The organism is Klebsiella sp. DY2415, assembly GCF_026314315.1.
Taxonomy (GTDB): Bacteria; Pseudomonadota; Gammaproteobacteria; order Enterobacterales; family Enterobacteriaceae; genus Klebsiella; species Klebsiella ornithinolytica.
In genome coordinates this window covers 1,219,276-1,242,444 of sequence record NZ_CP111115.1, presented here as the reverse complement: position 1 = coordinate 1,242,444, position 23,169 = coordinate 1,219,276, and the positions used below count along the sequence as shown (strand labels likewise).

Sequence of the window (23,169 nt, the reverse complement as noted above, 5' to 3'; positions counted from 1 at the left end):
GCGGGCTGGCCCCTCTTTTTAAATCCGTTAACTGGCTACTTGATTTCCGAACTGTTTAGCTGCACGTATGGCCAGACTAAGTTCACACTTTTTAGCACCGTCCAGCATGATTTGAATCGGCGTCTTTTGTAGGCCTTCACTATTAACCTCTATCGGTGATTTCAGCACACCCAACCGCAACATTGGATGTGTATCCTCTTCGAATGCCGCCATCACGTCTTCAAAGCCGGGAATTAGCCCATTATCAGCGAACTGAAATTTCGGGAAAATAAAATCCCCGTTTTGTTTGAATGCTAAAAGCTTGTTCTTCTTAACGCGAATGTTGATCGCCTGGCGTGTGATACCAAGGATATCGACCACATCGTTCACCTTAAGCGTACCGCCCAATTCCTGAAGCTCACGATAAAATCTTTCCAGATTTTCGCGACGACGGCGCACTTTACGCATTTCGTAGTCGTTGACGCGTGTCTTCTGCTCGAGTTGAACGGTATAGAGCAATTGCATCAGAGAACCGTCATCCAGCGTGATAGCATCCATAGCCTGATTTTTGTCTTCAAATTCAGGCATCAGGGAAATAGCGAGGTTGTTAATCCTTTTCAGAAGGTTCAACTGGTACTCATTCAGCTTAGCTGAAGTGTTGATTTCTCTTTCTGCTGTGGTGTGTTTAATCATTATGCACCTCCATTTGACGATTATCATAATTCATTTTTGAGGAATGGTCAAATGAAGGGTGTTTTTCGAACAATCTATGATCACGCAAGGTGTAAGACTTTGACCTGCTCCCGGTCGATTCATACACCGTGATTGCAGCATGCATACAATTATGGATGTCCGCTTTTCGCTCACAGCAGACTATAACGCCTGTACCTGTAGCCTGCTGAGGTGAACAGTAAAGTGTTCACTGTTCACTGGGTATTCACGCCCTAATACATTGAAAATAAATAATAAAAATCAGAAGTGAACAGTGTGAACAGTTTTCACCAAAAAAACTTTTTACCCCCGCCATCATCATCATCGTATTGTGGTAATTGTCGCCGAAAACAGGCCAGAGATGCGCTAAGGTGAAGAGTTGACTGTTCACTCTTCACCAACTAATCACCATCTATCATTTTGATATTAAAAAGAAAAACAAGGAGGTGAACAGTGTGAACAGTTTTTCTAAAAAAAAGTTTCTTCCTTGATGTGGACTGTTCAGAAACAGGTCTGTTTAACTAAAAGAAGGAATGCAACAAACCACCATTGGTATACGCTTAGGTATACCAATAAAAGTTGAATTAATAAAAACCCAATAAAAACATACCATTAATTATTTTATTCAGACTCCGCCAGCCCACCAAAATTCTCCATCGGTGATTACCAGAGTCATCCGATGAAGTCCTGAGAGCCCGCACGGCGCAAGCCCTGCGGGCTTTTTTGTGCCTTGAATTTGTCCCGCGAAGTCTGATGCCAACTAATTAAATCCGAACCTTTTAGGCACCTCATAAAGCTTTCTTGTTTTTGAGGTATGAACCGCCACAGACAACGAACTGGTCGAGCCATTTAATGGTAGCCTTCGCGATGAATGTCTGAATGTGCACTGGTTCCTGTCCCCGAAGATGCTCAAGAGAGGAGCGACTGCTGGCGACATGAATATAACCAACAACGCCCCTGTTCATCATAAAATAACCAGACACCAGAGGAATTTATCCGGAGTCTGCAAAAAGGTCCGGATCTCTGATGTAGCACTGAACTGATTTTGGGCCAGGGTCATAAAGCGGGTGATAACATTTTGCTTTGTCTTGGTTCAGTTAACAGGGATGAAACGGCATTTGATGAAGCTTCGCGTTCCATACCGGGGCGCAAAAACGCTCAGCGGTATCTGGACCCTGACGCGGGAATACATCAATGCATCGGCCAAATACTGGTGCGGTTTCAGGCTGAAACCTGGCCATGACGTGGAGCCGCAGAGTCATTACTTCTCTGCACGGGGATGCTAAATGGTCTAAAAGAAGCCTGACTATGCGAAAGCTAGATGCGTTACCCATGCAAATTAATGAAATAACTGGCTGATAAACCTCATTTTATTAAGTGAGCTTTGATCATTTTCGGCTTTAGCAGCCATGACGGTTCACAGGATAATTTCAGAAACCGTGCGCAGATATTCCGCTACTCTTACCATAGGTAATTGATTAAAAAAAGTTCGTTCGGTGACTTACCTCGCGACTCTCATATCAGCCCGACAATCGCCTCCTCCTCATTATGTGATCCCTTTCATAAAATATACAAAGCAAACTATATGATCAAAAATAACGCTTTATAAGCCGCTTAAAAAAGATGTAATGTGTTTTTAACGAGCTAAATAAGCATTTTTTCGATTAATTAGTTTAGTTTACAAACTAAAGGAATGGCACTTTGAAGCTGAATGTTCCCAACACCTTAAGGCAGATGAATGCCTCCGTAGTCCTCAACGTCATCCGTGAGAACTCCCCCCTTTCTCGCGCCCAGATAGCCAAGGTTACTGGCATCACTAAAGCAACGATTTCTGAAATCGTGAGCGATCTGCTGGAAGAGAAAATTATCTATGAGAGCGGCGTCAGCGAAGACGCCGGCCTGGGGCGCAAAGGTATTCTGGTTAACTTTGATCCCAACCATGGGCTCGGTATCGGCATTGATTTAGGTGGAACTAAAATCACCTTCTCACTCTTTAATCTCAATGCGGAGCTGCTGGCGCAGCATCAGGAGTCGACCTATGACGTCACAACCCGTCGGGAATTTCTCGATCTGTTCAGCGCCAGTATTGAGTCATTTATTGAACAGAATCATATACCTCGTGACAAGCTGAAAGTGATCGGCATCGCCACACCGGGCATCGTTGATTATCGCAGCGGAACGGTTCTGGAAGGCTCCCCTAACCTGCCTGAGTGGGACAACATTCCGCTTGCCGATGAATTAAACGCGCGCCTGAATATCAGAGTGGTGCTGGAAAACGATATTCGCGCAGCGCTGATCGGCGAAATGTGGAAAGGAAAATGTCGCCACGTTCATAGCGCCGCGCTTATTGGTATTGGCACCGGGCTGGGATCGGCGCTGCTGATGGATGGAAAAATTATCCGGGGCATCAATAATGCTGCCGGTGAAATTGGCTATATGCTCTTCGAACGCAACCATCTGACTCAGAACTGGAAAAATAAGGGCTGCTTCGAAAATTACTGCTCCGGATCCGGACTCAAAGAGAGAATGTCCGCGCTAAGCGGCCAAAGCATGAACGCCCATGAAATACTTATCGCCGCCGCCCAGGGTGAAACACTACCCGCTATGTTGCTGGAGGAGATGGCGGACTACTTAACCATCGGCATTCTCAACATGGTGACAATAGCCAACCTTGAGAAAGTCATTCTTACGGGTGGCGTCTCGCAATCCGCTGAACTCTTCATGCCAAGAGTACAGGCCAATCTCGACAGGCATCTGTTTGCCAATACCCGTGTATCCGTCGAACTTTCTGAATTAAAAGAAAAAGCACCGCTATACGGAATGGCTATGCTGGCGCTCCATGCGGTCTACCCATCGATTCAATTTATGCCGGACACACAGCTTATCTAAATACCACCAGCAGCCAGAACAATGAGGAGCCGCAAATGGCCGGGATCCATCTACACCCACACGATATTCTTGATGAAGGCGTCGACTCAATACTTGAACGTATTACTAAAATGAACGGCGTCGATCGCCTCTTTGTTGAGGTCAACACGATTTTTGAACGCAACCCTTACCCCACGGGCCGCCTGCCGCACAATCCGAAACATGAATTTGTGCAAGGCACCGCCACGCTGCATGTCAAACTCGATTTGCCCCCACAGCGGCTGAATCAGCGCGTTGATCCCACTATTGTTACGGGGTCCGATCCTCTGCGGGATCTGAAGCAGGCAACCGATAGCGGTCCTTATAAAGTGATCCCCTGGGTTAATATTCTCAACGGCGATTTTGCCGGACAGATCGAAAACAATCAGGTGATCGATTTTCGCGGCACCCCGGTTGAACACTGGCTATGTCCTAATGGCCCGGACGTTATTGAACTCTGGATAGCGACTTTCAGCGCTATCAAGGCACAGTATGGTTATTCGACTTTCCTGATTGACCGCATCCGCTATCCCGACTGGGCGGGTAAGAGCGTCAGCCCCAGAGGATTATTCACCTGTTTCTGTCCGCACTGTCAGAGCGAAATGACCCGGACAGGCATCAATGTCGAGGCGGTACGCCAACGTCTGGAAACCCTGGCGGCTCACATGCGCTCCGGCGAGTACGAGGCGACGGTCGATGCCTTATTAAATGACGAGCTCCTGCAGCGCTGGATGGCGTTTCGCCAGCATAGCGTCTCTCGCTTTGTACAGAACCTGCTGGCCGGAATCAGCGACAGGGAAGCCGGGGAAAGCGAACTTTGGCTCGATCTCTGGCCACCAGCCTATTCCTGGATCTTAGGTCAGGACTATCAGTCACTGACTCGTTCCTCTAAGGTCCTGAAGCACTTCCCCTACCATAAGCTCGGCGGCGGCGCGGACGTTCAGGGACTCATTGAATATTTCGCCAACGATGACGCCCAGCGTGAAAGCGCCTTTCGCGCCTTTATGCGCCTGTTCAACCTGCCCTACGACATCACATATCAACAGTTCAAAGCAGAAGGTTTCCCGATTGAATTTGTAAAACAGCAAAACAATCTGGTGCGTGAAAAATCGCAGCCCGGCACCTTCATTTACAGCGGAATTCAGATGTGGAACCTGCCTCCGGCAGCGCTCCTGGAAGCGATTAATGCAGCAGAACAGAGCGACTGCGACGATCTGCTCTATTACTGCTACGGCTGGGCGGAGCAGCCGCTTTTCGACGCCGCAGGCAACCATTACCAAAAGCCCATTTGCTAATACAGGGGAAATTCACAATGGCTAACCAACAAAAATGGAAAGTATTTTTCCTGCTGTTCGTCACCATGTTCCTTCTTGGCGGCATACAGAACACCAAAGGTCTGATACTTGAGCAGGTCCAGCACGATATCAATCTCAACATGGGTCAGATAGGCACACTGATCATGTTCTTCCAGATAGGCTTTCTGGTCGCCAGTCTGCTCACCGGCTACTTTACCGATAAAAAAGGGCTGAAGATCATGATGCTGATTGGCTCGCTGATGATGGCCGTTGGTCTGGTCGGCACCAGCCTGGCATTCAGCGTGCTGCTGTTTTTCGGCTTCTATTTGATTGTCGGCCTGGGCATCGGCTCGATGCTGGTCTCCATCATTACCGTTATCCCGACCTTCTACAAAGAAAAAGCCGGCATGATGTTCAACGTTTCCAACGCCATGTTCGGCGTGGGGATGATCGCCACTCCGCTGATTTTACAGCAGCTTTTCTCTCATCATGTCTCATGGCGCCTGTTCTATGTCGGGATTGCCATTATTGTTGCGATTATCATTCTGGTCCTCAGCAGCCTGAAGCTGGAAAAAGCGCAGGGGATGGACATGCAGCTCTCTGATTTTGTCCATATCCTTGGCCAGAGACGCCTGATGCTGGTGATTGGCTTTATCCTGTTCTACGTCGCCGCCGAAGCCGCTTTCCTGAACTTTTTCCCGATATTCTACAGCTCGCTGGATATTGCTGGCGCGTCTGCGGAAGACAAGATGGTGACGGCCGCCTATGTCATATCCAGTTTTGCCATGCTATTCACCGTCGGCCGCTTTATCGGCGGGTTTATCAACCTGAAGCTGGGCGACCGCAAAACCTTAATCCTGTTTTCTCTGTTCTCGCTGATTGCCATTATTGCCAGCCGCTACTTTGCCAGCCAATTTGTCTACCTGTTTATGGTGTTTGGTTTCGCTATGTCGGTGCTGTTCCCTACGGCCTCCGCCGTGGCGACGAAGCTCACCGATAAAAGCGGCTCGACCATGGGATTGATTTACGTCGCCTCAGGAATGGGGGGAGCCTTTGCTGGCTGGCTGATAGGCCAGGTATCCCAGATGTATGGCGTCTCGCTGGGCTTCAACTTGATTATCGCTTTTGTGGCGATCTTCTTTGTGCTGACTTTGTTTGTTAAAGAGAACCCGCAAAACTAAGCGGGCTCCTCCGGCATAGCCTTCTGCTATGCCGGGTATTTGACACAACGGCTGAATCTGAGCCCCCCAGCCAATACTCTCGCGTATAGGTGGTATGGTTTTTTGCCGCAATCGTCAGCTCCGTCCGCACCTCTGACGCAAATTCATCGCCCGGGTTTTCCTCTAACCAGCGGCGCATGGTGAGCCATTTAGCCACCTATCCTTGCTGATATTACCTGCTAATTAATAACAAAAAGTTTAATTTTATTTCCCGCCACGCTGACTATAGTTGAGACAAATTCACTTGCTAATTAAGGTCACCGAACGTGAAGTCACTTATCGCATCCATTATTTCATTGCTGAGTTTCAGCGCGCTTGCCGCACCAGAAGGGACATTAAGCGTACATATTCTCAACCAGCAGACCGGGCTGCCTTCTCAGGGGGTACAGGTTGAACTCGATAAGCAGCAAGGCAGTAGTTGGCAGCATATCGCTAGCGGTAAAACGGACGCTGATGGCCGTATCAAGACACTCTATCCGCGGGCAGATAATATGGAGCCGGGAATCTATAAAGTGACATTTAAAACGGGAGAGTATTTTAAAATTAATAATATGAGCACCTTCTTCCCCGTCATTCCAGTTATTTTTAATGTAACGAAACAGAACCAAAAGCTGCATATCCCGCTGTTGTTAAGCCAGTATGGCTACTCCACCTATCGCGGCAGCTAATTGTATTGGGTCACGCTAGAATTGCCGTGTTGAAACAGAAGATAGCGGGAGTGTGTGTATAGCGTCGTGAATTTCTGGGCTCACCTGCCTTGTGCGACGCTGCCAGCATTAGTATCACCCTGAATAAAACCAGCTAAAATGATCACTCACTCTTGGGGAATGAGAGCAAACGATGAAAACGACCAAACCCCGACTGAATACGCCGATCGATAATCTGGCCTCCTGATTGGCGAGAATAGCCTGCTGACGCCTACAGCACGTGAGGGGCTGGTTCTTACGCTCACGGCCATGAGCGTCTAAAAGTCCGGGTCAGCATAAAAAGCGCGTCTCCGGCAACCAGTCAGCCGCCGGCAGAGAAAAAGAAGCGCACACTCGCCTGCCGTTAAGCCGGCACTTCCTGATGAAATCCCGCCCACTATCAGCCTGGACGCTGGCACGATGGAGCCATTCCCATGCTGCGGCGCCAGACCCCCGGCGCCTGGCCATACTGGCGCTTGAAGCTGCGATTGAAGGATTGCTGGGAGTCAAAACCCAACGCGATGGCCACGTTGAGGATCGGTTCGTCGCTACGGGTTAAGCGCTCAAGCGATTTTTGCAGCTTCCGGGCGCGGATGTATTCGCCAATGGGATGACCGGTATGCTCTTTGAATATCCGCTGAAGATGCCATTTTGAATAGCCTGCCCGCCTGGAGACCGTGTCGATATCGAGGCGGCTTTCAAGGTTATTATCAATCCAGTCAAGTAAATCATGTATAAAAGCGCCAGTGTTCATGTCGGGTTCCCCTGGGCTGTTAATAAAAGTATCTTTATCTAATACATTTAAAAGTGACCTGCTTTTGCATAAATTGCAAGTTTTATTGTTACATTAAAACCCCTGCCTGAAATGTGTCTTTTCCGCTCAACGGAAACAGCACATAAAGTGCAACAATTATTCTTGCACTTAGTTAAGCGCCTTCCTACAATCGCCGCGATAGTGTATTCGCAACTGTTACAGTTTTGTGGCGATGAACGACACAAATGGCCTTAAGCCAGACCGGACATAGGAAGTCGCGCAGCGCCCTTCGCTGCGTCTTGCCCGGCGGCAACAATTACCGGAATAAAAATAATGAGCCTGCAAAAAACCTGGGTTAACTTTTATCTGCGCGGACTGGGGAGCGCGGTCATCGCCATGCTGCTTGCCAGCTGCGATAACAGCGCGGCGCAAAACGCCGCCCCGCAAGCCCCTGCCGTCAGCGCCGCTGACGTGGTGGTGAAATCCATTAGCCAGTGGGACAGCTTTAACGGCCGAATTGAAGCGGTAGAAAGCGTTCAGCTCCGTCCACGCGTCTCCGGCTACATTGAAAAAGTGAACTACACCGACGGCCAGGAAGTGAAAAAGGGCGAGGTGCTATTCACTATTGATGACAGAACCTATCGCGCCGCCCTCGAGCAGGCGCAGGCAACGCTGGCACGAGCCAAAACACAGGCCAGCCTGGCGCGCAGCGAGGCCAGTCGTACCGACAAATTAATCCACACCAACGTGGTATCCCGCGAAGAGTGGGAGCAGCGTCGTTCGGCCGCAACCCAGGCGCAAGCCGACATCCAGGCCGCGCAGGCAGCCGTTGATGCCGCTCAGCTTAACCTTGATTTCACCAAAGTGACCGCCCCTATCGATGGCCGCGCCAGCCGCGCGCTGATCACCAGCGGTAATCTCGTGACCGCAGGTGACAGCGCCAGCGTGCTGACAACGGTGGTCTCGCAGAAGACGGTCTACGTCTATTTTGATGTCGACGAATCGACCTACCTTCACTATCAAAACCTCGCCCGTAGCGGCCAGGGGGCGGCCAGCAATCATCTTGCGCTGCCGGTTGAAATTGGTCTTGTCGGTGAGGACGGCTACCCCCATCAGGGGAAAGTGGATTTCCTTGATAATCAGCTAACGCCGAGCACCGGTACTATCCGTATGCGCGCGCTGCTGGATAACACCCAGCGTCAGTTCATACCGGGCCTGTTTGCCCGCGTGCGCCTGCCGGGCAGCGCCGAATTCCAGGCCACGCTGATAGACGACAAAGCGGTCCTGACCGATCAGGATCGGAAATACGTCTATATCGTTGATAAAGATGGTAAAGCGCAGCGCCGTGATATCAAGCCAGGTCGCCTGGCCGCCGGTTTACGCATCGTCCAGCAGGGGCTGAATCCTGGCGATAAAGTCATCGTCGAGGGTTTACAAAAAGTGTTTATGCCCGGGATGCCGGTTAACGCGAAAACCGTGGCGATGACCACCCGCACTGCCCTCAACTGATCCCTTACCAGAGAATCCGACGCATGGACTTTTCCCGCTTTTTTATCGACAGGCCAATTTTCGCCGCGGTGCTGTCGATTTTGATTTTTATTACCGGGCTCATCGCCATTCCGCTGCTGCCGGTCAGCGAATACCCTGACGTCGTACCGCCGAGTGTGCAGGTACGCGCGGAGTATCCGGGCGCCAACCCGAAAGTGATCGCCGAGACCGTGGCGACGCCGCTGGAAGAAGCGATCAACGGCGTCGAAAACATGATGTACATGAAGTCCGTCGCCGGCTCCGACGGCGTACTGGTTACCACCGTCACCTTCCGTCCTGGCACCGACCCCGATCAGGCGCAGGTTCAGGTACAAAACCGGGTATCACAGGCCGAAGCGCGTCTGCCGGAAGATGTACGCCGTCTGGGGATCACCACCCAGAAACAGTCGCCGACGCTCACCCTGGTGGTGCATCTGTTTTCGCCCAACGGAAAATACGATTCGCTGTATATGCGTAACTACGCCACCTTAAAAGTGAAGGACGAACTGGCGCGCCTGCCCGGCGTCGGCCAAATCCAGATTTTCGGTGCCGGCGAATACGCCATGCGAATCTGGCTGGATCCGAATAAGGTGGCCGCACGTGGGTTGACCGCCTCCGATGTGGTGACGGCGATGCAGGAGCAAAACGTGCAGGTGTCCGCCGGGCAGCTTGGCGCCGAGCCACTGCCGAAAGAGAGCGACTTCCTGATCTCGATTAACGCCCAGGGGCGTCTGCACACGGAAGAAGAGTTCGGCAATATCATTCTCAAAACGGCCCAGGATGGTTCGCTGGTACGTCTGCGCGACGTTGCACGCATCGAAATGGGGTCGGGCAGCTACGCGCTACGTTCCCAGCTTAACAATAAAGATGCGGTCGGGATCGGCATCTTCCAGTCGCCGGGGGCCAACGCCATTGATTTGTCGAATGCGGTACGCGCCAAAATGGACGAACTGTCCACGCGTTTCCCGGAAGACATGAAGTGGGCCGCCCCTTACGACCCCACCGTTTTTGTGCGCGACTCTATTCGCGCGGTGGTGCAAACCCTGCTCGAAGCGGTAGTGCTGGTGGTACTGGTGGTGATCCTGTTCCTGCAAACCTGGCGCGCATCGATTATTCCATTGATTGCCGTACCGGTCTCGGTGGTGGGGACGTTCGGTATTCTCTATCTGCTTGGCTTCTCGCTTAACACCCTGAGCCTGTTCGGTCTGGTTCTCGCCATTGGGATCGTGGTGGACGACGCGATTGTGGTGGTGGAAAACGTCGAGCGCAATATCGAGGAGGGGCTCGCCCCTCTGCAGGCGGCGCACCAGGCGATGCGTGAAGTTTCCGGGCCGATTATCGCCATCGCCCTGGTGCTGTGCGCGGTGTTCGTACCGATGGCCTTCCTCTCCGGCGTAACCGGGCAGTTCTATAAACAGTTTGCGGTGACGATCGCGATTTCGACGGTGATCTCGGCCATCAACTCGCTGACCCTCTCCCCGGCGCTGGCGGCCCTGCTGCTGAAGCCGCACGGCGCGCCAAGAGATCTCCCGACCCGGCTTATCGATCGTCTGTTCGGCTGGCTGTTCCGCCCGTTTAACCGCTTTTTCCATCGCAGCTCGCACGGTTACCAGGGGCTGGTTGGCAAAACGCTCGGACGACGTGGCGCCGTGTTTATTGTTTACCTGCTGCTGCTCGGCGCCGCCGGGGTGATGTTTAAAGCCGTGCCGGGCGGTTTTATTCCCACCCAGGACAAGCTTTACCTGATTGGCGGCGTGAAAATGCCGGAAGGTTCTTCGCTGGCCCGCACCGACGCGGTCATCCGTAAAATGAGCGAAATCGGGATGAACACTGAAGGCGTGGATTATGCGGTGGCGTTTCCAGGACTTAACGCGCTGCAATTCACCAATACGCCGAACACCGGTACGGTATTTTTTGGCCTGAAGCCGTTCGATCAGCGTAAACATTCTGCGGCGGAAATTAACGCCGAGATCAATGCCAAAATCGCGCAAATCCAGGAAGGCTTTGGCTTCTCAATCCTGCCGCCGCCGATTCTCGGCCTCGGCCAGGGGTCCGGTTACTCGCTGTATATTCAGGATCGAGGGGGCTTAGGCTACGGTGCGCTACAAACGGCGGTGAATACCCTGTCCGGGGCAATCATGCAAACGCCGGGAATGCACTTCCCTATTTCAACCTACCAGGCAAACGTACCGCAGCTGGATGTGCAGGTCGATCGCGACAAGGCGAAAGCGCAGGGGGTATCGCTGACCGATCTGTTCGGTACGCTGCAAACCTACCTGGGATCATCTTATGTGAACGACTTTAACCAGTTCGGCCGAACCTGGCGCGTCATGGCGCAGGCCGACGGGCCGTTCCGCGACAGCGTGGAGGATATTGCCAATCTGCGCACCCGGAATAACCAGGGTGAAATGGTGCCGATCGGCAGTATGGTCAATATCAGCACGACCTACGGGCCGGATCCGGTGATCCGCTACAACGGCTATCCGGCGGCGGATCTGATCGGCGACGCCGATCCTCGGGTACTCTCTTCCGCTCAGGCGATGACCAAACTGGCCGCGATGTCCGGCCAGCTGCTGCCGAATGGTATGAACATCGAATGGACGGATCTGAGCTTCCAGCAGGCCACTCAGGGCAACACGGCGCTGATTGTCTTCCCGGTGGCGGTACTTCTGGCGTTCCTGGTGCTGGCGGCGCTGTATGAAAGCTGGACGCTGCCGCTGGCGGTGATCCTCATTGTTCCGATGACTCTGCTCTCCGCCCTGTTCGGCGTCTGGCTCACAGGCGGCGATAATAACGTCTTCGTGCAGGTTGGACTGGTGGTGTTGATGGGGCTGGCTTGTAAAAACGCCATCCTGATCGTTGAGTTTGCTCGCGAGCTGGAAATTCAGGGGAAAGGGATCATGGAAGCCGCGCTGGAAGCCTGCCGCCTGCGTCTGCGTCCAATCGTGATGACCTCCATCGCCTTTATTGCCGGAACAATTCCGCTGATCCTCGGCCACGGAGCGGGCGCAGAAGTGCGCGGCGTCACCGGGATTACGGTGTTCTCCGGGATGCTCGGCGTGACGCTGTTTGGTCTGTTCCTGACGCCGGTGTTCTACGTCACGCTGCGTAAGCTGGTCACACGCGGTAAACCGGCGCTGGAAGCGCAGCCTGAATAGGTCACAACAAAAAAACCGCCTTCTGGATGAAGGCGGAGACGGGTGACAAATCTGTTTTGAACACTGCGCGCGCGTTTTGCCGGGTGGCGGCTGACGCCTGACCCGGCCTACGAAACCCGCACTATCAAACGATGAGACAATCTCTGTTGGCCAACAAAACCCGCACTATCAAACGATGAGATAATCTCTGTAGGCCCGCGCAAGCGAAGCGCCGCCGGGCAATATAAGAAGCTCGCTTGTTATCAATAACCTACCCCACCCGGTAAAGGCGGAGACGGGTTACAAATCTGTTTTGAACACTGTGCGCGCGTTTTGCCGGGTGGCGGCTGACGCCTGACCCGGCCTACAAAATCCGTAATATCAGACGATGAGATAATCTCTGTTGGCCAACAAAACCCGTAATATCAGACGATGAGACAATCTCTGTTGGCCAACAAAACCCGCACTATCAAACGATGAGACAATCTCTGTAGGCCCGCGCAAGCGAAGCGCCGCCGGGCAATGTAGGAAGCTCGTTTATTATCAACAACCTATGCCTTCTGAGTGAAGGCATTTTTTGTGCTGACGGCAGGATTAATGCGTTTTTTTATACAGGCTATCCAGTTCTGGCAGCAGCTCGCAGCCGCTGGTATCGCCTTTTTTGACCTTTTCCAGCGCGCTTGCCACGGTATGGCGAGCTAACACATCCAGCGAAGCCTGCTCTGCTTCGTCGGCGATAGACTTGAAGTACCAGCAGGCGTTGGCGCTGACCACGCAGCGGGCCGGCACATCGGGCCGCGACGCCCACAGCTTTTTATCTTCAATCACCGACACGTAGATATCGCGCAGGGTGATGCTCTCCGCCGGGCGACCAAGGTGGATGGAACCGTTGCGTCCCAGCGTGGAGACAATAATACCGTCACGGGTGAGCGGCACCATTAATTTGCGGATAAAGCTCGGGTTGGCTTCCAGGCCGTAGGCCAGAATCGCACTCGTCGAACGTTGACCCAACTGCTCCGCCATCGCTACGCTGAGAACCATCTGCAAAGCTGTCGGGAAGCGATAATCTAACATTTTATCTTCCTGGGTTGCGGTGAATCTTGTTCTTTTTGGCACCGCAGAGGTGAATAAGCAATGAACAACAATATAACAAATACGGTCATTTTTTTGAAGCAATCTGCGCGCGACCCGTTGCGTAAAAGACACTTTCCGCACCACACACATCGCCATCCAGGGTATTTAACCGCCCACGTTTATCGCTAAAGACGATCCCAGTCCGGCAGCTTGTTGGCACGCTTACGCCAGGCATGAAATAGTGCCATCAAAAAGCCGAATAAGCCTCCGGCGGTCACGCTGGCAAACAGCGCGTCAAGGGCGCTATAGCCTTCACTTTGCCAGGTGCTAAACCACATAAAAACGCCCCATAAACAGCCAAACCAGGCGGCGAAGAACAGCATATTGCGCCAGAACGGGGCAAACGGCGGCGGCGGCATTTTACCGCCGAGTTTCCAGAAAAGACGCAGCAGCGGAGGCGCATAGTTGCTCCGCCACATCTTTTTCTCTTCCATCAGCGCAATCGCTTTTTTCTTCTTCTCTTCAAATGCCATCGTTCAGCTCCTTCCTCTGGAGATAAATAATGCCTGTTAAGGGTGTTCAATATTCAGCCACAGGCCCGGAAAAACAGCAATACTCAACATTTGCCTTGTTGCGCTCCGGAGGGCCAGACTGTCACCGCCCTCAATAATTCCACTTCGGCCTGGCCACCGTATTCTTCTTCAGTAAATTGCGGAACTCTTTCAGATAGGGCTCGTTGCTGCGCCCGCGTTTGCAGATCGCCGAAAACGGCGACTGGAAGCCAAATTCGTTAGGCAGCAGCACCCGCAGCCGGTTCTCCTTGATCCACGGCCAGGCATAATGCTCAGGGAGATAGCCGATATATTTTCCTGAAAGAATCAGCAGCAGCTGCGCATCGACGGTTTCCACGGTGGCGCTGCCTTTACTGAAACCGCGCCGCCGCAGATCGCTGGTATTCCAGTAGCTACGGGTCACCAGCGGACACTGGCTGATGTGGTCTTTATCGAGCTGGCGGCTGAAAAACATCGGATGAAGATCGCTGCAGTAGAGCCAGTGCTGCTCGCGATAGAGCGGCTCGCTGATAATGTTATGCACCTGGGAGTTGTAGCTGCCGATCGCCAGATCGATATGGTTGTTCAGCACGCCGTTCAGCTGCTCCGCCGGGGTGCGGATAATCAGCTTGATATGCACATGGGGAAACTTATCGCTGAAGCTACGCAGCACCACCGGCAGCGACAGCGCGGTTTCAGTTTCAATCGAGTCCAGCGTTGAAATACAAATCGTGCCGCTGTGCTCGCCTTTTAGCAGCGCCGACTGGCGCTCCAGCTCGTTCAGCTCGCTCAGCACCCGAATCGCCTGCTGTAAAAACTGCTGCCCTTTCTCGGTCAGGGCGAAGCCTCCGCGCCCGCGCTGGCACAGGCTGAACCCCAGCTGCCCTTCCAGCTGAGACATCGCGTTGCTGATCGCCGACACGGAAATCCCCAGCTCCTGCTGGGCTCTGCTATAGCTTTCCAGGCGCGCCACCGCCTCAAAAACCTGCAGCTGCCGAATGTTGAGACTGCCGTCGTTGAGCATACTTAGTTCACCAATAAATGAACTAAGTATTTACGGCAGACGATGTAAAGTCCAGCCCATCTTTCGCACTATCTCCCTGTCGAGTATTTGTGTGTCAGATTCAGGAGCTGAAATGGATAACGTCTTTCATCAACCGCAGGGTGGCAACGAGATGCCACGTTTTGGCGGCCGCGCAACGATGATGCGCCTGCCGTTTATTGAAGATTTACAGGGACTTGATGCGGCATTCGTCGGCATCCCGTTAGACATCGGTACCTCTCAGCGATCCGGCACCCGCTACGGGCCGCGCTATATCCGCACCGAATCGGTGATGATTCGCCCCTATAACATGGCAACCGGCGCGGCGCCTTTCGAATCGCTGTCGGTGGCCGACATTGGCGACGTACCGATAAATACCTACAGCCTGCTCAAATCGGTGCAGATCATCGAGGATTACTACACCGGTTTAAATAGTTTCCCGCTGATCCCGCTGACCCTTGGCGGTGACCACACCATCACCCTGCCAATCCTGCGCGCCCTGACTAAAAAACATGGCCCGGTTGGCCTGATTCATGTCGATGCGCATACCGATACCAACGATGAAATGTTTGGGGAAAAAATCGCCCACGGCACCACCTTCCGCCGCGCCGTTGAAGAGGGGCTGCTGGACCTCAAACGGGTGGTGCAGATTGGTCAGCGTGCCCAGGGTTACGCCGCCGGCGACTTCCAGTGGGGCGTCGACCAGGGCTTTCGCCTGGTACAGGCGGAGCAGTGCTGGCACAAATCCCTCGCCCCGCTGATGGCCGAAGTCCGCCAGCAGATGGGCGACGGTCCGGTCTATCTCAGTTTCGATATCGACAGTCTCGATCCCATCTGGGCGCCCGGTACCGGCACGCCGGAAGTCGGCGGCCTGACATCGATTCAGGCGCTGGAAATCGTTCGCGGCTGCCGCGGCCTGAACCTGATTGGCGGCGATCTGGTCGAGGTCTCTCCGCCCTACGACGTGAGCGGCAACACCTCCCAGCTGGCGGCAAACCTGCTGTACGAAATGCTCTGCGTCCTGCCCGGCGTGAAATACCCATAGAGGATTCGGCTCATGCAACTCACGGTTTTTCGTACGCTTTGGGGGGTCACCACCCCGTGGCAGCAAACGGTCAGCGAGCTGAAAAGCGTCGGCTGCGGCGGCATCGAAGCACGCGTACCGCTGATCCCGGAAGAGCAGCAGACGCTGGCCCGACGCCTGCAGGAATCGGCGCTGGAATATATCGCTATCGTATTCAGCGGCGGCGGCGTGATCCCCGCTCAGGCCGACACGCCCCGGCAGCATCTTGAACGCCTGAAAGGTCGTTTTGATGATGCCAAAGCGCTGAACCCTCGCTTCGTTAATCTGCTGGCCGGCAACGACCGCTGGCCGCTGGCGCAGCAGGTGGATTTTCTTGGCCAGGCCCACGAGCTGGCGGCGGCGTATGAGCTGACCTGCAGCTTTGAAACCCATCGCGCCACCTCGCTGTATAGCCCGTGGCTGACTCTCGAGATTATCCAGCAGCTGCCTGAGCTGCGGTTTACCGCCGATATCAGCCACTGGATTGTGGTGAGTGAACGTCTGCTGGATGACCCCTGCGATGATTTCAGCGCGTTTATCGACCGCGTGCACCACATTCAGGCCCGCGCTGGTTATGACCAGGGGCCGCAGGTGCCCCATCCGGCCGCGCCGGAATATCGGGCCGCGCTGCAGTTTCAACAGCGCTTCTGGCAGCAAATCTGGCACTCGCAGCGCCGGCGTGGGTATCAGCACACCACGCTGACACCCGAGTTTGGCCCCGACGGCTATCTGCATCACCTGCCGTTCACCAACGTCCCGGTGGCCGACCTGTGGTCGCTGAATGCGTGGATGGCGAAACATCAACAGCAGCATTTCGCCGAGTTTTTATCGCTAACCGAAAAGGATCTGTCGTAATGAGCGTCGCAAAAAGTTCTTTCACTGAGTTACCGACCATCGATATCAGCGATCTGGCCAGCGACAGTCTGGCAAAGCGCCAGGCCGTCGCCGACACCATCGGCAAAGCGGCGCGGGAGGTCGGTTTTTTCTATATCACCGGCCACGGCATTGCCCCTGAACTGATCGCCGGCATCCGCGCGGCGGCAAAAGCGCTCTTCGCCCTGCCGATGGAGCAAAAGATGCAGTACTACATCGGCCATTCCCGCAGCCATAAAGGCTACGTCCCCGAAGGCGAAGAGATTTACGGCTCCGGCAAACCGGACCATAAAGAGGCGTTCGATATTGGCTTCCAGGCGGCGGACGACCATCCGTTTGTGCTGGCCGGCACGCCGCTGATTGGTGCCAACGAGTGGCCGGAACTGGCGGAATTTCAATCCCGGGTGCTGGCCTACTATGACGCGGTTTTCGCCCTTGGCCATCGCCTGTTTGACGCCTTCGCCCTCGCCCTTGGCCTGCCGGAAGGATATTTCAAGGCGATGGTGACCTGCCCGCCGTCGAAGCTGCGCCTGATCCACTATCCCTTTGACGCCAGCGCCGAGGATGTTCCCGGTATTGGTGCACACACCGATTACGAGTGCTTCACCCTGCTGCTCGCCGACCAGCCGGGCCTGGAAGTCCTGAACGAAGAAAGCGTCTGGATCGATGCGCCGCCGGCGAAGAGCGCCGCCGGAGAAGAGGCTTTCGTGATCAATATCGGTGACATGCTGGAAGTATTAAGCGCTGGCACATTTGTTGCTACAGCTCACCGTGTTCGCAAGGTGCCGCAGGAACGCTACTCCTTCCCGCTGTTTTTCGCCTGCGACTACCACACGCTGATTCGGCCGCTGCCCAATTTTTTAGCCGCCGGGGAAGCCAGCGACTACCAGGAATTAAGCATTGGCGAGCATATGTGGAGCCAGGCGCTGCAAACCTATCGCTACCTGCGTGAGAAAGTCACCCGCGGCGAGCTGCAGCTTCCGGAGCGCGCGCGCGGCACCAACACCTTTGGTCACCTGAAGAAACAAGCACAGCAAAAAACCGTTAATAACCCGTGAGGATACATGATGAAAAAAACGCTTAAGTCGCTCTCGCACCGTGTGGCTTTGGGCATCGCCGTCGCCGCTTGCTTTTCTCCGCTGACCCAGGCCGCAGAACTGCTGACCGATGGTGTCTTTAAAGTCGGCATGGAGGTCACCTATCCGCCGTTTGAATCCTATGACAGCAACAACAACATCGTTGGCCTCGATCCGGAGTTTGCCGCGCTGATTGCCGAACAGCTCAACGCGAAGCCACAGCTGATCGATACCAAATTCACCAGCCTGATTTTAGGCATCGGCAAGAAATACGACGCGGTGATATCCGGGATGTACGTCACGCCTGAGCGCCTGAAACAGGCCGATGCGATCCCTTACGCCCTCTCCGGCGCGTCGATTATCGCCCTGAAGAGCAGCGCGATTCAGCCCAAAACGGAAGACGAACTCTGCGGCGTCAAGGTGGGCCTGCAGCAGGGCACCACCTGGGTCACCAGCCTGAAGAATCACTCGGACGAGTATTGCCTGAAGAACGGTAAACCGGCCATCAGCATCCAGGAGTTCCCGACCGCGCCGGAAGCCTCGCAGGCCCTGCTGTCGAAAAACATTAACGCGCAGTTAGAAATCGCCCCGGCGGCGCAAATCATTGTCGATAAAAGTCGTGGACGGCTGGCTATCAGCTCCACGCGGCTGGTCTACCCGTTGCCTCTGGGGATTTACGTTGCGAAGGGAAATAGCGAACTGGTGACTGCCATTAAATCAACATTAACCACCTTAAAAGCCAACGGCAAATATGACGCCATTATCAAGAAATACAATTTAGAGCGCATCGATTAAATACAATAAAGCACACGAGCAACAGGAGTCGGTATGGAGTTCGATTGGGGATACTTTTTCTCATTATTTAGCGTTGGGGCATTCTGGCAGGCGTGTATCACCGTCATCGTCGTCAGTTCATTGTCCTGGTTTATTGGCCTGGTATTAGGATTTTTATTAGCCTGCGCGAAGCTCTCAGGTCCGCGCTGGCTAAAGGTTCCCGTCGAACTCTATATTTGGTTTTTTCGCAGCGTGCCGTTAATGGTGCTGCTGGTCTTTGTCTATAACCTGCCGCAGCTCTTTCCGGTTACGCAGCCGCTGCTCGGTATTCCGTTTATTGCCGGATTAGTGTCGATGACCGTTACCGAAGCAGCGTATATGGCGGAAATCCATCGCGGCGGATTAATGTCAGTGGCGAAAGGACAAAGTGAAGCCGGTCACGCATTAAGTTTCAGCTTTATTGGCATTCAGCGCTTAATTATTATTCCGCAGGCGTTTCGTATTTCGTTACCCACCCTGATTAATGAATACATCACGATTATTAAGCTCAGCTCAATATTATCGGTTATTTCGCTTCCGGAGCTGCTGCTCACCGGACAGCGCCTGTATGCGCAAAACTTCCTCGTCATGGAGACGCTGCTGGCGGTCGCGGTCTACTACGTCATGGTGGTAACGGTCTTCACCTGGCTGTTCCGGGCGCTGGAAAATGTGCTGGATATTCAGCAAAAGCGCCCGCAGACCTTCAATGACGCCGAGTGTGACGCCCTGCGTCAGTCGCTGAAGGCGCCGCAGCATACGGCGAAAGCCGAACCCACCAGCGGCAACCCGCCGGCGCTCGATCTGCGCGCGATCGAGAAATCCTGGGGCCAGCATCAGGTCCTGAAGGGTATCGATCTGAAAGTCGAAAACGGTCAGGTCATCAGCATCATCGGGCCGTCGGGGTCCGGCAAAACCACCCTTATCCGCACCATTAACGCGCTGGAAAGCATCGATGCCGGGGAGATCGTGCTCTATGGCGAAGATTACCTTAAGGGGGCGGCAATCGTGGATAAGCCGCAGATGCGCGCCGGCGTGCGGCGTATCGGCATGGTTTTCCAGAGTTTCAACCTGTTCCCTCACCGCACGGTGCTCGATAACGTCATGCTCGCCCCGCTGTATCACAAGCTGGTTGAGCAGCGGGTGGCCAGAGAGCAGGCCCTCTATCTGCTGGATCGCGTCGGCCTGCTGGCCCATGCCGAAAAATACCCCTGGCAGCTCTCCGGCGGCCAGCAGCAGCGCGTCGCCATCGCCAGAGCGCTGGCTTTAAAACCGGACATCATGCTGTTTGACGAACCCACCTCCGCGCTGGATCCCGAACTGGTGGGGGAAGTGCTGAAGGTGATTCAGTCTCTTGCCCGTGAAGGGATGACGATGCTGATCGTCACCCATGAGATGGACTTCGCTTTATCCATCTCTGACCGGGTGGTGATGATGGAAAACGGCGTCGTGGCGAGCGATGTGCCTCCACAGCGCATCCGCAACGGCGCGGAAGATCCGGCGCTGAGCCGCATACGTGAATTTATGGGAGTGCAATAAATGACGACTGAACGTGAACTACGCCAGGATCTGGCTGCCGCCTACCGGCTTGCGGCGCTGTTTGGCTGGGAAGATACGCTTTACACCCACTTTTCCGTGCGCCTGCCGGGCGACGGCGAACCGCGGTTTCTGATTAACCCGTTCGGCATGATGTTCGATGAGGTGACGGCCAGTAATCTCATCGTCGTCGATATGCAGGGAAAGGTCGTAGAGGGCCATGCTCCGGCCAACTCGGCCGGCTTTACCATCCACAGCGCGGTGCATATGGCGCGGGAAGATGCGCATTGCGTCATCCATACCCATACGCTGCCGGGCATGGCGGTCGCCGCCTGCCAGCAGGGATTGTTACAGCTTAACCAGATCAGCACCGAGTTTTATCAGCGCGTCGGCTATCACCCGTATGAGGGCGTGGCGTTTGACCTCGACGAACGCGAACGTATTCAGCGCTCGCTGGGGGATCATATCGCCATGATTCTGCAAAGCCACGGCCTGCTGTCGGTCGGGCGTACCGTCGCCGACGCGTTTTACATCATGTACTACCTCAACCGCGCCTGCGAAATTCAAATGGCCAGCGCCCAGCTCGCTCCGCTCAGCGCCATCCACACCATTCCTGCCCACCTGAGCCAGCATGCCTGCGAACAGCTGATGGGCGTGGAACATGAGCGCCAGCTGGTCTGGCAGGCGTGGTTGCGCCGCCTGAACCGTCTCGACACTTCTTACAAAGACTAACGCCTATGCCAAACCTGACTATCGTTGTCGATTGCAATGACCAGAACTATGCCCGCGAGATTTGCGAGGCGCTGCGGCTGTTCCCGGACGTAACCGCGGTCTTGCCCGAACATCCGGCGGCACGCACCGCGGAATATGCCAGCTGCTGGTTTCCCGATGCCAGCCTGCTGACGCGTTCGCCGGCATTAAAATTAATCCAGGCCGCATCGGCCGGGGTAGACCATCTCCCCGATAACCTGTTCGCCAGCTCTGTTCCGCTCTGCCGGGTGGTGGATGAGGATTTCCGTCACGGGATGTTCGAGTACGCGCTATGGGGCGTGCTGTGGTTTCAGCGCAGCTTCGACCGCGCGTTGGCGCATCAACGCCAGCGGGTCTGGAAGATCTATCCGCAGCGGGCCGCCAGCGATTTTCGCATTGGCGTGATGGGACTTGGCGAAATCGGCGGTTATATCGCCACCCGCCTCGCCGGGCTGGGGTATCACGTTTCCGGCTGGGCGCGCAGCGAGAAACAACTCCCCGGCGTCCGGTGCTATCACGGCGATGCGCAGGCCGGTGAATTTTTTGCTGAGCTGGATGCGCTGATCAACGTTCTGCCGCTCACCGAACAGACTCGCGGTATTCTCGCCCGGCCGCTGCTCGATCGGCTTCACGCAGGCGCGGTACTCATCAACTGCGGGCGCGGCGAACATATGGTGAATCACGATATTCTGCAGGCGCTGGATAGCGGCCGGCTGGCGGGCGCGGTACTGGATGTCTTCCCCGTTGAACCCCTGCCGCAGGATGACCCGCTCTGGCTGCATCCGCAGGTGGTCATCACCCCACATATGGCCTCGATCGCGCCGGCGGAGGTGATTGCCCGCCAGCTGCTGGAGAACATTCACCGCCAGCAGCGTGCGCTGCCGCTGAACAATCTGGTGGATAAACAGCGGGGATATTGAGCCTTTACTCAGGCGATCCCCGGCCTGCGCCCTCATCAGCTGCTACGCTTAATGGTCTGTCTGACAACACATAAGGCCAGAGTTATGAAGATTGATCTTTCGGGGAAAGTTGCGCTGGTGACCGCATCCACGGCCGGAATTGGCTTTGCTATCGCCAAAGGGCTGGCGGCCAGCGGCGCGGAGGTGGTGGTCAACGGGCGCAGCGAGCGTAGCGTCAACGAGGCCATCGCTCGCCTGCAAAACGAGGTACCCGGCGCCAGGCCGCGCGCTGCCGTTGCCGACCTCAGCGGTGGCGAAGGGGTCGCGCAGCTCCTGCAGGCGGTAAACGGCGTCGATATTCTGGTCAATAACGCCGGGATTTATGGCCCGCTGGACTTCTACGACACCGACGATGCCATCTGGGAAAACTACTGGCAGACCAACGTTATGTCCGGCGTAAGGCTGTCGCGTGCGCTGCTGCCGGCGATGGTGCAAAAAGGCTGGGGCCGGGTGGTGTTTATCTCCTCGGAGTCGGCGCGCAACATTCCGGCGGACATGATCCACTATGGCGTGACCAAAACCGCTCAGCTGTCGCTGGCGCGCGGGCTGGCGAAATTTGTAGCCGGTAGCGGCGTGACGGTGAACAGCGTGTTGCCCGGCCCGACGATTTCCGATGGCTTTGCCGAAATGATGAAAGACGAGGTAGCGAAAACCGGTAAACCGCTGGACCAGCTCGCCAAAGAGTTTGTGATGACCCATCGCCCCAGCTCGGTGATCCAGCGGGCGGCATCGGTTGATGAAGTGGCTAATATGGTGGTGTACGTCTGCTCAACTCAGGCCTCCGCCACCTCCGGCGCGGCGCTGCGCGTCGATGGCGGCGTGGTAGATGATATTGTCTGACCGCTTAGCGCCCGCCCGCTGACTAGCGGCCGGGCTTTTTGGCCGGATCGTTAACCGACGTCATTTCGAACTGACCTTCAGGGTCCATGGCGTTGACCGCCTTTTGCAGTTCCGCAAGGGCAAACTTGAGGGAAGCCACCTCCTCCCGTAGCGCCTGCATCTCCTGCTCTTGCGTGGTGCTGCGGCTGGTTTTTGGAAAGGCTTCAAACACATCCTCTTCAAGGAACATACGAACCTGGCGGTTATCAACATTCACCAGCTGATACTTCAGCCGGCCGCTGTTGATCGCGTTATAGATAGTCTTGCGACTGACCATCGCTAACTCTATGACGTCGCTGATTCGTAACATCTTTCCCCTCTCCGCTTCCGGCCTCACCGT

General features: G+C 54.8%; 20 protein-coding genes and 2 pseudogenes. 15 read left to right on the top strand and 7 right to left on the bottom strand.

What is annotated here, in order from left to right; genetic code table 11:
* Positions 1-27 precede the first annotated feature (27 nt).
* Complete coding sequence (locus tag OQV00_RS05920) at positions 28-672, bottom strand: hypothetical protein (RefSeq protein WP_032445252.1); 645 nt, start codon at positions 670-672, stop codon at positions 28-30.
* An 842-nt stretch (positions 673-1,514) separates the two neighbouring features.
* Between OQV00_RS05920 and OQV00_RS05915 the strand changes: the two are divergent.
* The 4 genes and pseudogenes from OQV00_RS05915 to OQV00_RS05900 form a co-directional block, all read left to right on the top strand.
* Positions 1,515-1,660 (top strand): annotated as a pseudogene (locus tag OQV00_RS05915) (integrase core domain-containing protein); the annotation flags it as partial.
* Positions 1,661-2,391: 731 nt separating this feature from the next.
* Positions 2,392-3,579 carry an ROK family transcriptional regulator gene (locus OQV00_RS05910; RefSeq protein WP_004866608.1) on the top strand — a complete coding sequence of 396 codons (1,188 nt, stop codon included), beginning with the start codon at positions 2,392-2,394 and terminating at the stop codon, positions 3,577-3,579.
* A gap of 35 nt (positions 3,580-3,614) precedes the next feature.
* On the top strand, positions 3,615-4,892 hold the full coding sequence (locus OQV00_RS05905) for a hypothetical protein (protein WP_266279996.1): 1,278 nt from the start codon (positions 3,615-3,617) through the stop codon (positions 4,890-4,892).
* 17 nt (positions 4,893-4,909) lie between these two features.
* Positions 4,910-6,073 (top strand): MFS transporter, encoded by a 1,164-nt coding sequence (locus OQV00_RS05900; RefSeq protein WP_004866618.1) that lies wholly within the window; start codon positions 4,910-4,912, stop codon positions 6,071-6,073.
* On the opposite strand, the pseudogene OQV00_RS05895 reads toward OQV00_RS05900, so the two are convergent.
* Positions 6,051-6,266: pseudogene (locus OQV00_RS05895) on the bottom strand (hypothetical protein); the annotation flags it as partial. The gene OQV00_RS05900 and the pseudogene OQV00_RS05895 sit on opposite strands and share 23 nt — an antisense overlap.
* 112 nt (positions 6,267-6,378) lie before the next feature.
* Here OQV00_RS05895 and uraH point away from each other — a divergent pair.
* The gene (gene uraH, locus OQV00_RS05890) at positions 6,379-6,780 is read left to right on the top strand and encodes a hydroxyisourate hydrolase (RefSeq protein WP_004866621.1); all 402 of its coding nucleotides are present in this window, start codon (positions 6,379-6,381) and stop codon (positions 6,778-6,780) included.
* 418 nt (positions 6,781-7,198) lie between these two features.
* Here the strand turns inward: uraH and OQV00_RS05885 are convergent, their stop codons facing one another.
* Positions 7,199-7,552: a helix-turn-helix domain-containing protein gene (locus OQV00_RS05885; protein ID WP_004866624.1), complete on the bottom strand. Its 354-nt coding sequence runs from the start codon at positions 7,550-7,552 to the stop codon at positions 7,199-7,201.
* Between the two features lie 333 nt (positions 7,553-7,885).
* On the opposite strand from OQV00_RS05885, the gene OQV00_RS05880 reads away from it, so the two are divergent.
* The gene (locus OQV00_RS05880) at positions 7,886-9,061 is read left to right on the top strand and encodes an efflux RND transporter periplasmic adaptor subunit (protein WP_015585913.1); all 1,176 of its coding nucleotides are present in this window, start codon (positions 7,886-7,888) and stop codon (positions 9,059-9,061) included.
* 23 nt (positions 9,062-9,084) lie between these two features.
* A complete protein-coding gene (gene oqxB, locus OQV00_RS05875; protein ID WP_015585912.1) occupies positions 9,085-12,237 on the top strand; it encodes a multidrug efflux RND transporter permease subunit OqxB in 3,153 nt (1,050 codons plus the stop codon).
* A 573-nt stretch (positions 12,238-12,810) separates the two neighbouring features.
* On the opposite strand, the gene OQV00_RS05870 is transcribed toward oqxB, so the two are convergent.
* The 3 genes from OQV00_RS05870 to OQV00_RS05860 form a co-directional block, all read right to left on the bottom strand.
* Positions 12,811-13,290, bottom strand: coding sequence for an RrF2 family transcriptional regulator (locus OQV00_RS05870; protein ID WP_004866631.1), 480 nt, complete (start codon positions 13,288-13,290; stop codon positions 12,811-12,813).
* A gap of 185 nt (positions 13,291-13,475) precedes the next feature.
* A complete protein-coding gene (locus OQV00_RS05865; RefSeq protein WP_064367829.1) occupies positions 13,476-13,823 on the bottom strand; it encodes a DUF6404 family protein in 348 nt (115 codons plus the stop codon).
* 130 nt (positions 13,824-13,953) lie between these two features.
* On the bottom strand, positions 13,954-14,865 hold the full coding sequence (locus OQV00_RS05860; protein WP_004866636.1) for a LysR family transcriptional regulator: 912 nt from the start codon (positions 14,863-14,865) through the stop codon (positions 13,954-13,956).
* A 112-nt stretch (positions 14,866-14,977) separates the two neighbouring features.
* Between OQV00_RS05860 and speB the strand changes: the two genes are divergently transcribed.
* The 8 genes from speB to OQV00_RS05820 all read left to right on the top strand — a co-directional run bounded on the left by speB (position 14,978) and on the right by OQV00_RS05820 (position 22,790).
* Positions 14,978-15,928 (top strand): agmatinase, encoded by a 951-nt coding sequence (gene speB / locus OQV00_RS05855; RefSeq protein WP_004866639.1) that lies wholly within the window; start codon positions 14,978-14,980, stop codon positions 15,926-15,928.
* A 12-nt stretch (positions 15,929-15,940) separates the two neighbouring features.
* Complete coding sequence (locus OQV00_RS05850) at positions 15,941-16,801, top strand: sugar phosphate isomerase/epimerase family protein (protein WP_015585911.1); 861 nt, start codon at positions 15,941-15,943, stop codon at positions 16,799-16,801.
* Positions 16,801-17,877 (top strand): isopenicillin N synthase family dioxygenase, encoded by a 1,077-nt coding sequence (locus OQV00_RS05845; protein WP_015585910.1) that lies wholly within the window; start codon positions 16,801-16,803, stop codon positions 17,875-17,877. The genes OQV00_RS05850 and OQV00_RS05845 overlap by 1 nt, the downstream gene beginning before the upstream one ends.
* A gap of 9 nt (positions 17,878-17,886) precedes the next feature.
* Complete coding sequence (locus OQV00_RS05840; protein WP_044023589.1) at positions 17,887-18,690, top strand: ABC transporter substrate-binding protein; 804 nt, start codon at positions 17,887-17,889, stop codon at positions 18,688-18,690.
* Positions 18,691-18,723: 33 nt separating this feature from the next.
* The gene (locus OQV00_RS05835; RefSeq protein WP_004866653.1) at positions 18,724-20,244 is read left to right on the top strand and encodes an amino acid ABC transporter permease/ATP-binding protein; all 1,521 of its coding nucleotides are present in this window, start codon (positions 18,724-18,726) and stop codon (positions 20,242-20,244) included.
* Positions 20,245-20,973 (top strand): class II aldolase/adducin family protein, encoded by a 729-nt coding sequence (locus OQV00_RS05830; RefSeq protein WP_004866655.1) that lies wholly within the window; start codon positions 20,245-20,247, stop codon positions 20,971-20,973. It abuts the gene before it with no gap.
* Between the two features lie 5 nt (positions 20,974-20,978).
* A complete protein-coding gene (locus OQV00_RS05825; protein ID WP_266279993.1) occupies positions 20,979-21,911 on the top strand; it encodes a 2-hydroxyacid dehydrogenase in 933 nt (310 codons plus the stop codon).
* Between the two features lie 84 nt (positions 21,912-21,995).
* On the top strand, positions 21,996-22,790 hold the full coding sequence (locus OQV00_RS05820; protein WP_004866661.1) for an SDR family NAD(P)-dependent oxidoreductase: 795 nt from the start codon (positions 21,996-21,998) through the stop codon (positions 22,788-22,790).
* A 22-nt stretch (positions 22,791-22,812) separates the two neighbouring features.
* Here OQV00_RS05820 and OQV00_RS05815 read toward each other — a convergent pair whose 3' ends face one another.
* Positions 22,813-23,139 carry a MerR family transcriptional regulator gene (locus OQV00_RS05815; RefSeq protein WP_004866665.1) on the bottom strand — a complete coding sequence of 109 codons (327 nt, stop codon included), beginning with the start codon at positions 23,137-23,139 and terminating at the stop codon, positions 22,813-22,815.
* Between the last annotated feature and the right edge of the window lie 30 nt (positions 23,140-23,169).

Excerpts from the sequence above, each read along its gene's own strand:
- OQV00_RS05920 (WP_032445252.1), bottom strand. The coding sequence starts at position 672 with ATGATTAAACACACCACAGCAGAAAGAGAAATCAACACTTCAGCTAAG.
- OQV00_RS05905 (WP_266279996.1), top strand. The coding sequence starts at position 3,615 with ATGGCCGGGATCCATCTACACCCACACGATATTCTTGATGAAGGCGTC.
- OQV00_RS05900 (WP_004866618.1), top strand. The coding sequence starts at position 4,910 with ATGGCTAACCAACAAAAATGGAAAGTATTTTTCCTGCTGTTCGTCACC.
- OQV00_RS05885 (WP_004866624.1), bottom strand. The coding sequence starts at position 7,552 with ATGAACACTGGCGCTTTTATACATGATTTACTTGACTGGATTGATAAT.
- OQV00_RS05880 (WP_015585913.1), top strand. The coding sequence starts at position 7,886 with ATGAGCCTGCAAAAAACCTGGGTTAACTTTTATCTGCGCGGACTGGGG.
- oqxB (WP_015585912.1), top strand. The coding sequence starts at position 9,085 with ATGGACTTTTCCCGCTTTTTTATCGACAGGCCAATTTTCGCCGCGGTG.
- OQV00_RS05870 (WP_004866631.1), bottom strand. The coding sequence starts at position 13,290 with ATGTTAGATTATCGCTTCCCGACAGCTTTGCAGATGGTTCTCAGCGTA.
- OQV00_RS05865 (WP_064367829.1), bottom strand. The coding sequence starts at position 13,823 with ATGGCATTTGAAGAGAAGAAGAAAAAAGCGATTGCGCTGATGGAAGAG.
- OQV00_RS05860 (WP_004866636.1), bottom strand. The coding sequence starts at position 14,865 with ATGCTCAACGACGGCAGTCTCAACATTCGGCAGCTGCAGGTTTTTGAG.
- speB (WP_004866639.1), top strand. The coding sequence starts at position 14,978 with ATGGATAACGTCTTTCATCAACCGCAGGGTGGCAACGAGATGCCACGT.
- OQV00_RS05850 (WP_015585911.1), top strand. The coding sequence starts at position 15,941 with ATGCAACTCACGGTTTTTCGTACGCTTTGGGGGGTCACCACCCCGTGG.
- OQV00_RS05845 (WP_015585910.1), top strand. The coding sequence starts at position 16,801 with ATGAGCGTCGCAAAAAGTTCTTTCACTGAGTTACCGACCATCGATATC.
- OQV00_RS05840 (WP_044023589.1), top strand. The coding sequence starts at position 17,887 with ATGAAAAAAACGCTTAAGTCGCTCTCGCACCGTGTGGCTTTGGGCATC.
- OQV00_RS05835 (WP_004866653.1), top strand. The coding sequence starts at position 18,724 with ATGGAGTTCGATTGGGGATACTTTTTCTCATTATTTAGCGTTGGGGCA.
- OQV00_RS05830 (WP_004866655.1), top strand. The coding sequence starts at position 20,245 with ATGACGACTGAACGTGAACTACGCCAGGATCTGGCTGCCGCCTACCGG.
- OQV00_RS05825 (WP_266279993.1), top strand. The coding sequence starts at position 20,979 with ATGCCAAACCTGACTATCGTTGTCGATTGCAATGACCAGAACTATGCC.
- OQV00_RS05820 (WP_004866661.1), top strand. The coding sequence starts at position 21,996 with ATGAAGATTGATCTTTCGGGGAAAGTTGCGCTGGTGACCGCATCCACG.
- OQV00_RS05815 (WP_004866665.1), bottom strand. The coding sequence starts at position 23,139 with ATGTTACGAATCAGCGACGTCATAGAGTTAGCGATGGTCAGTCGCAAG.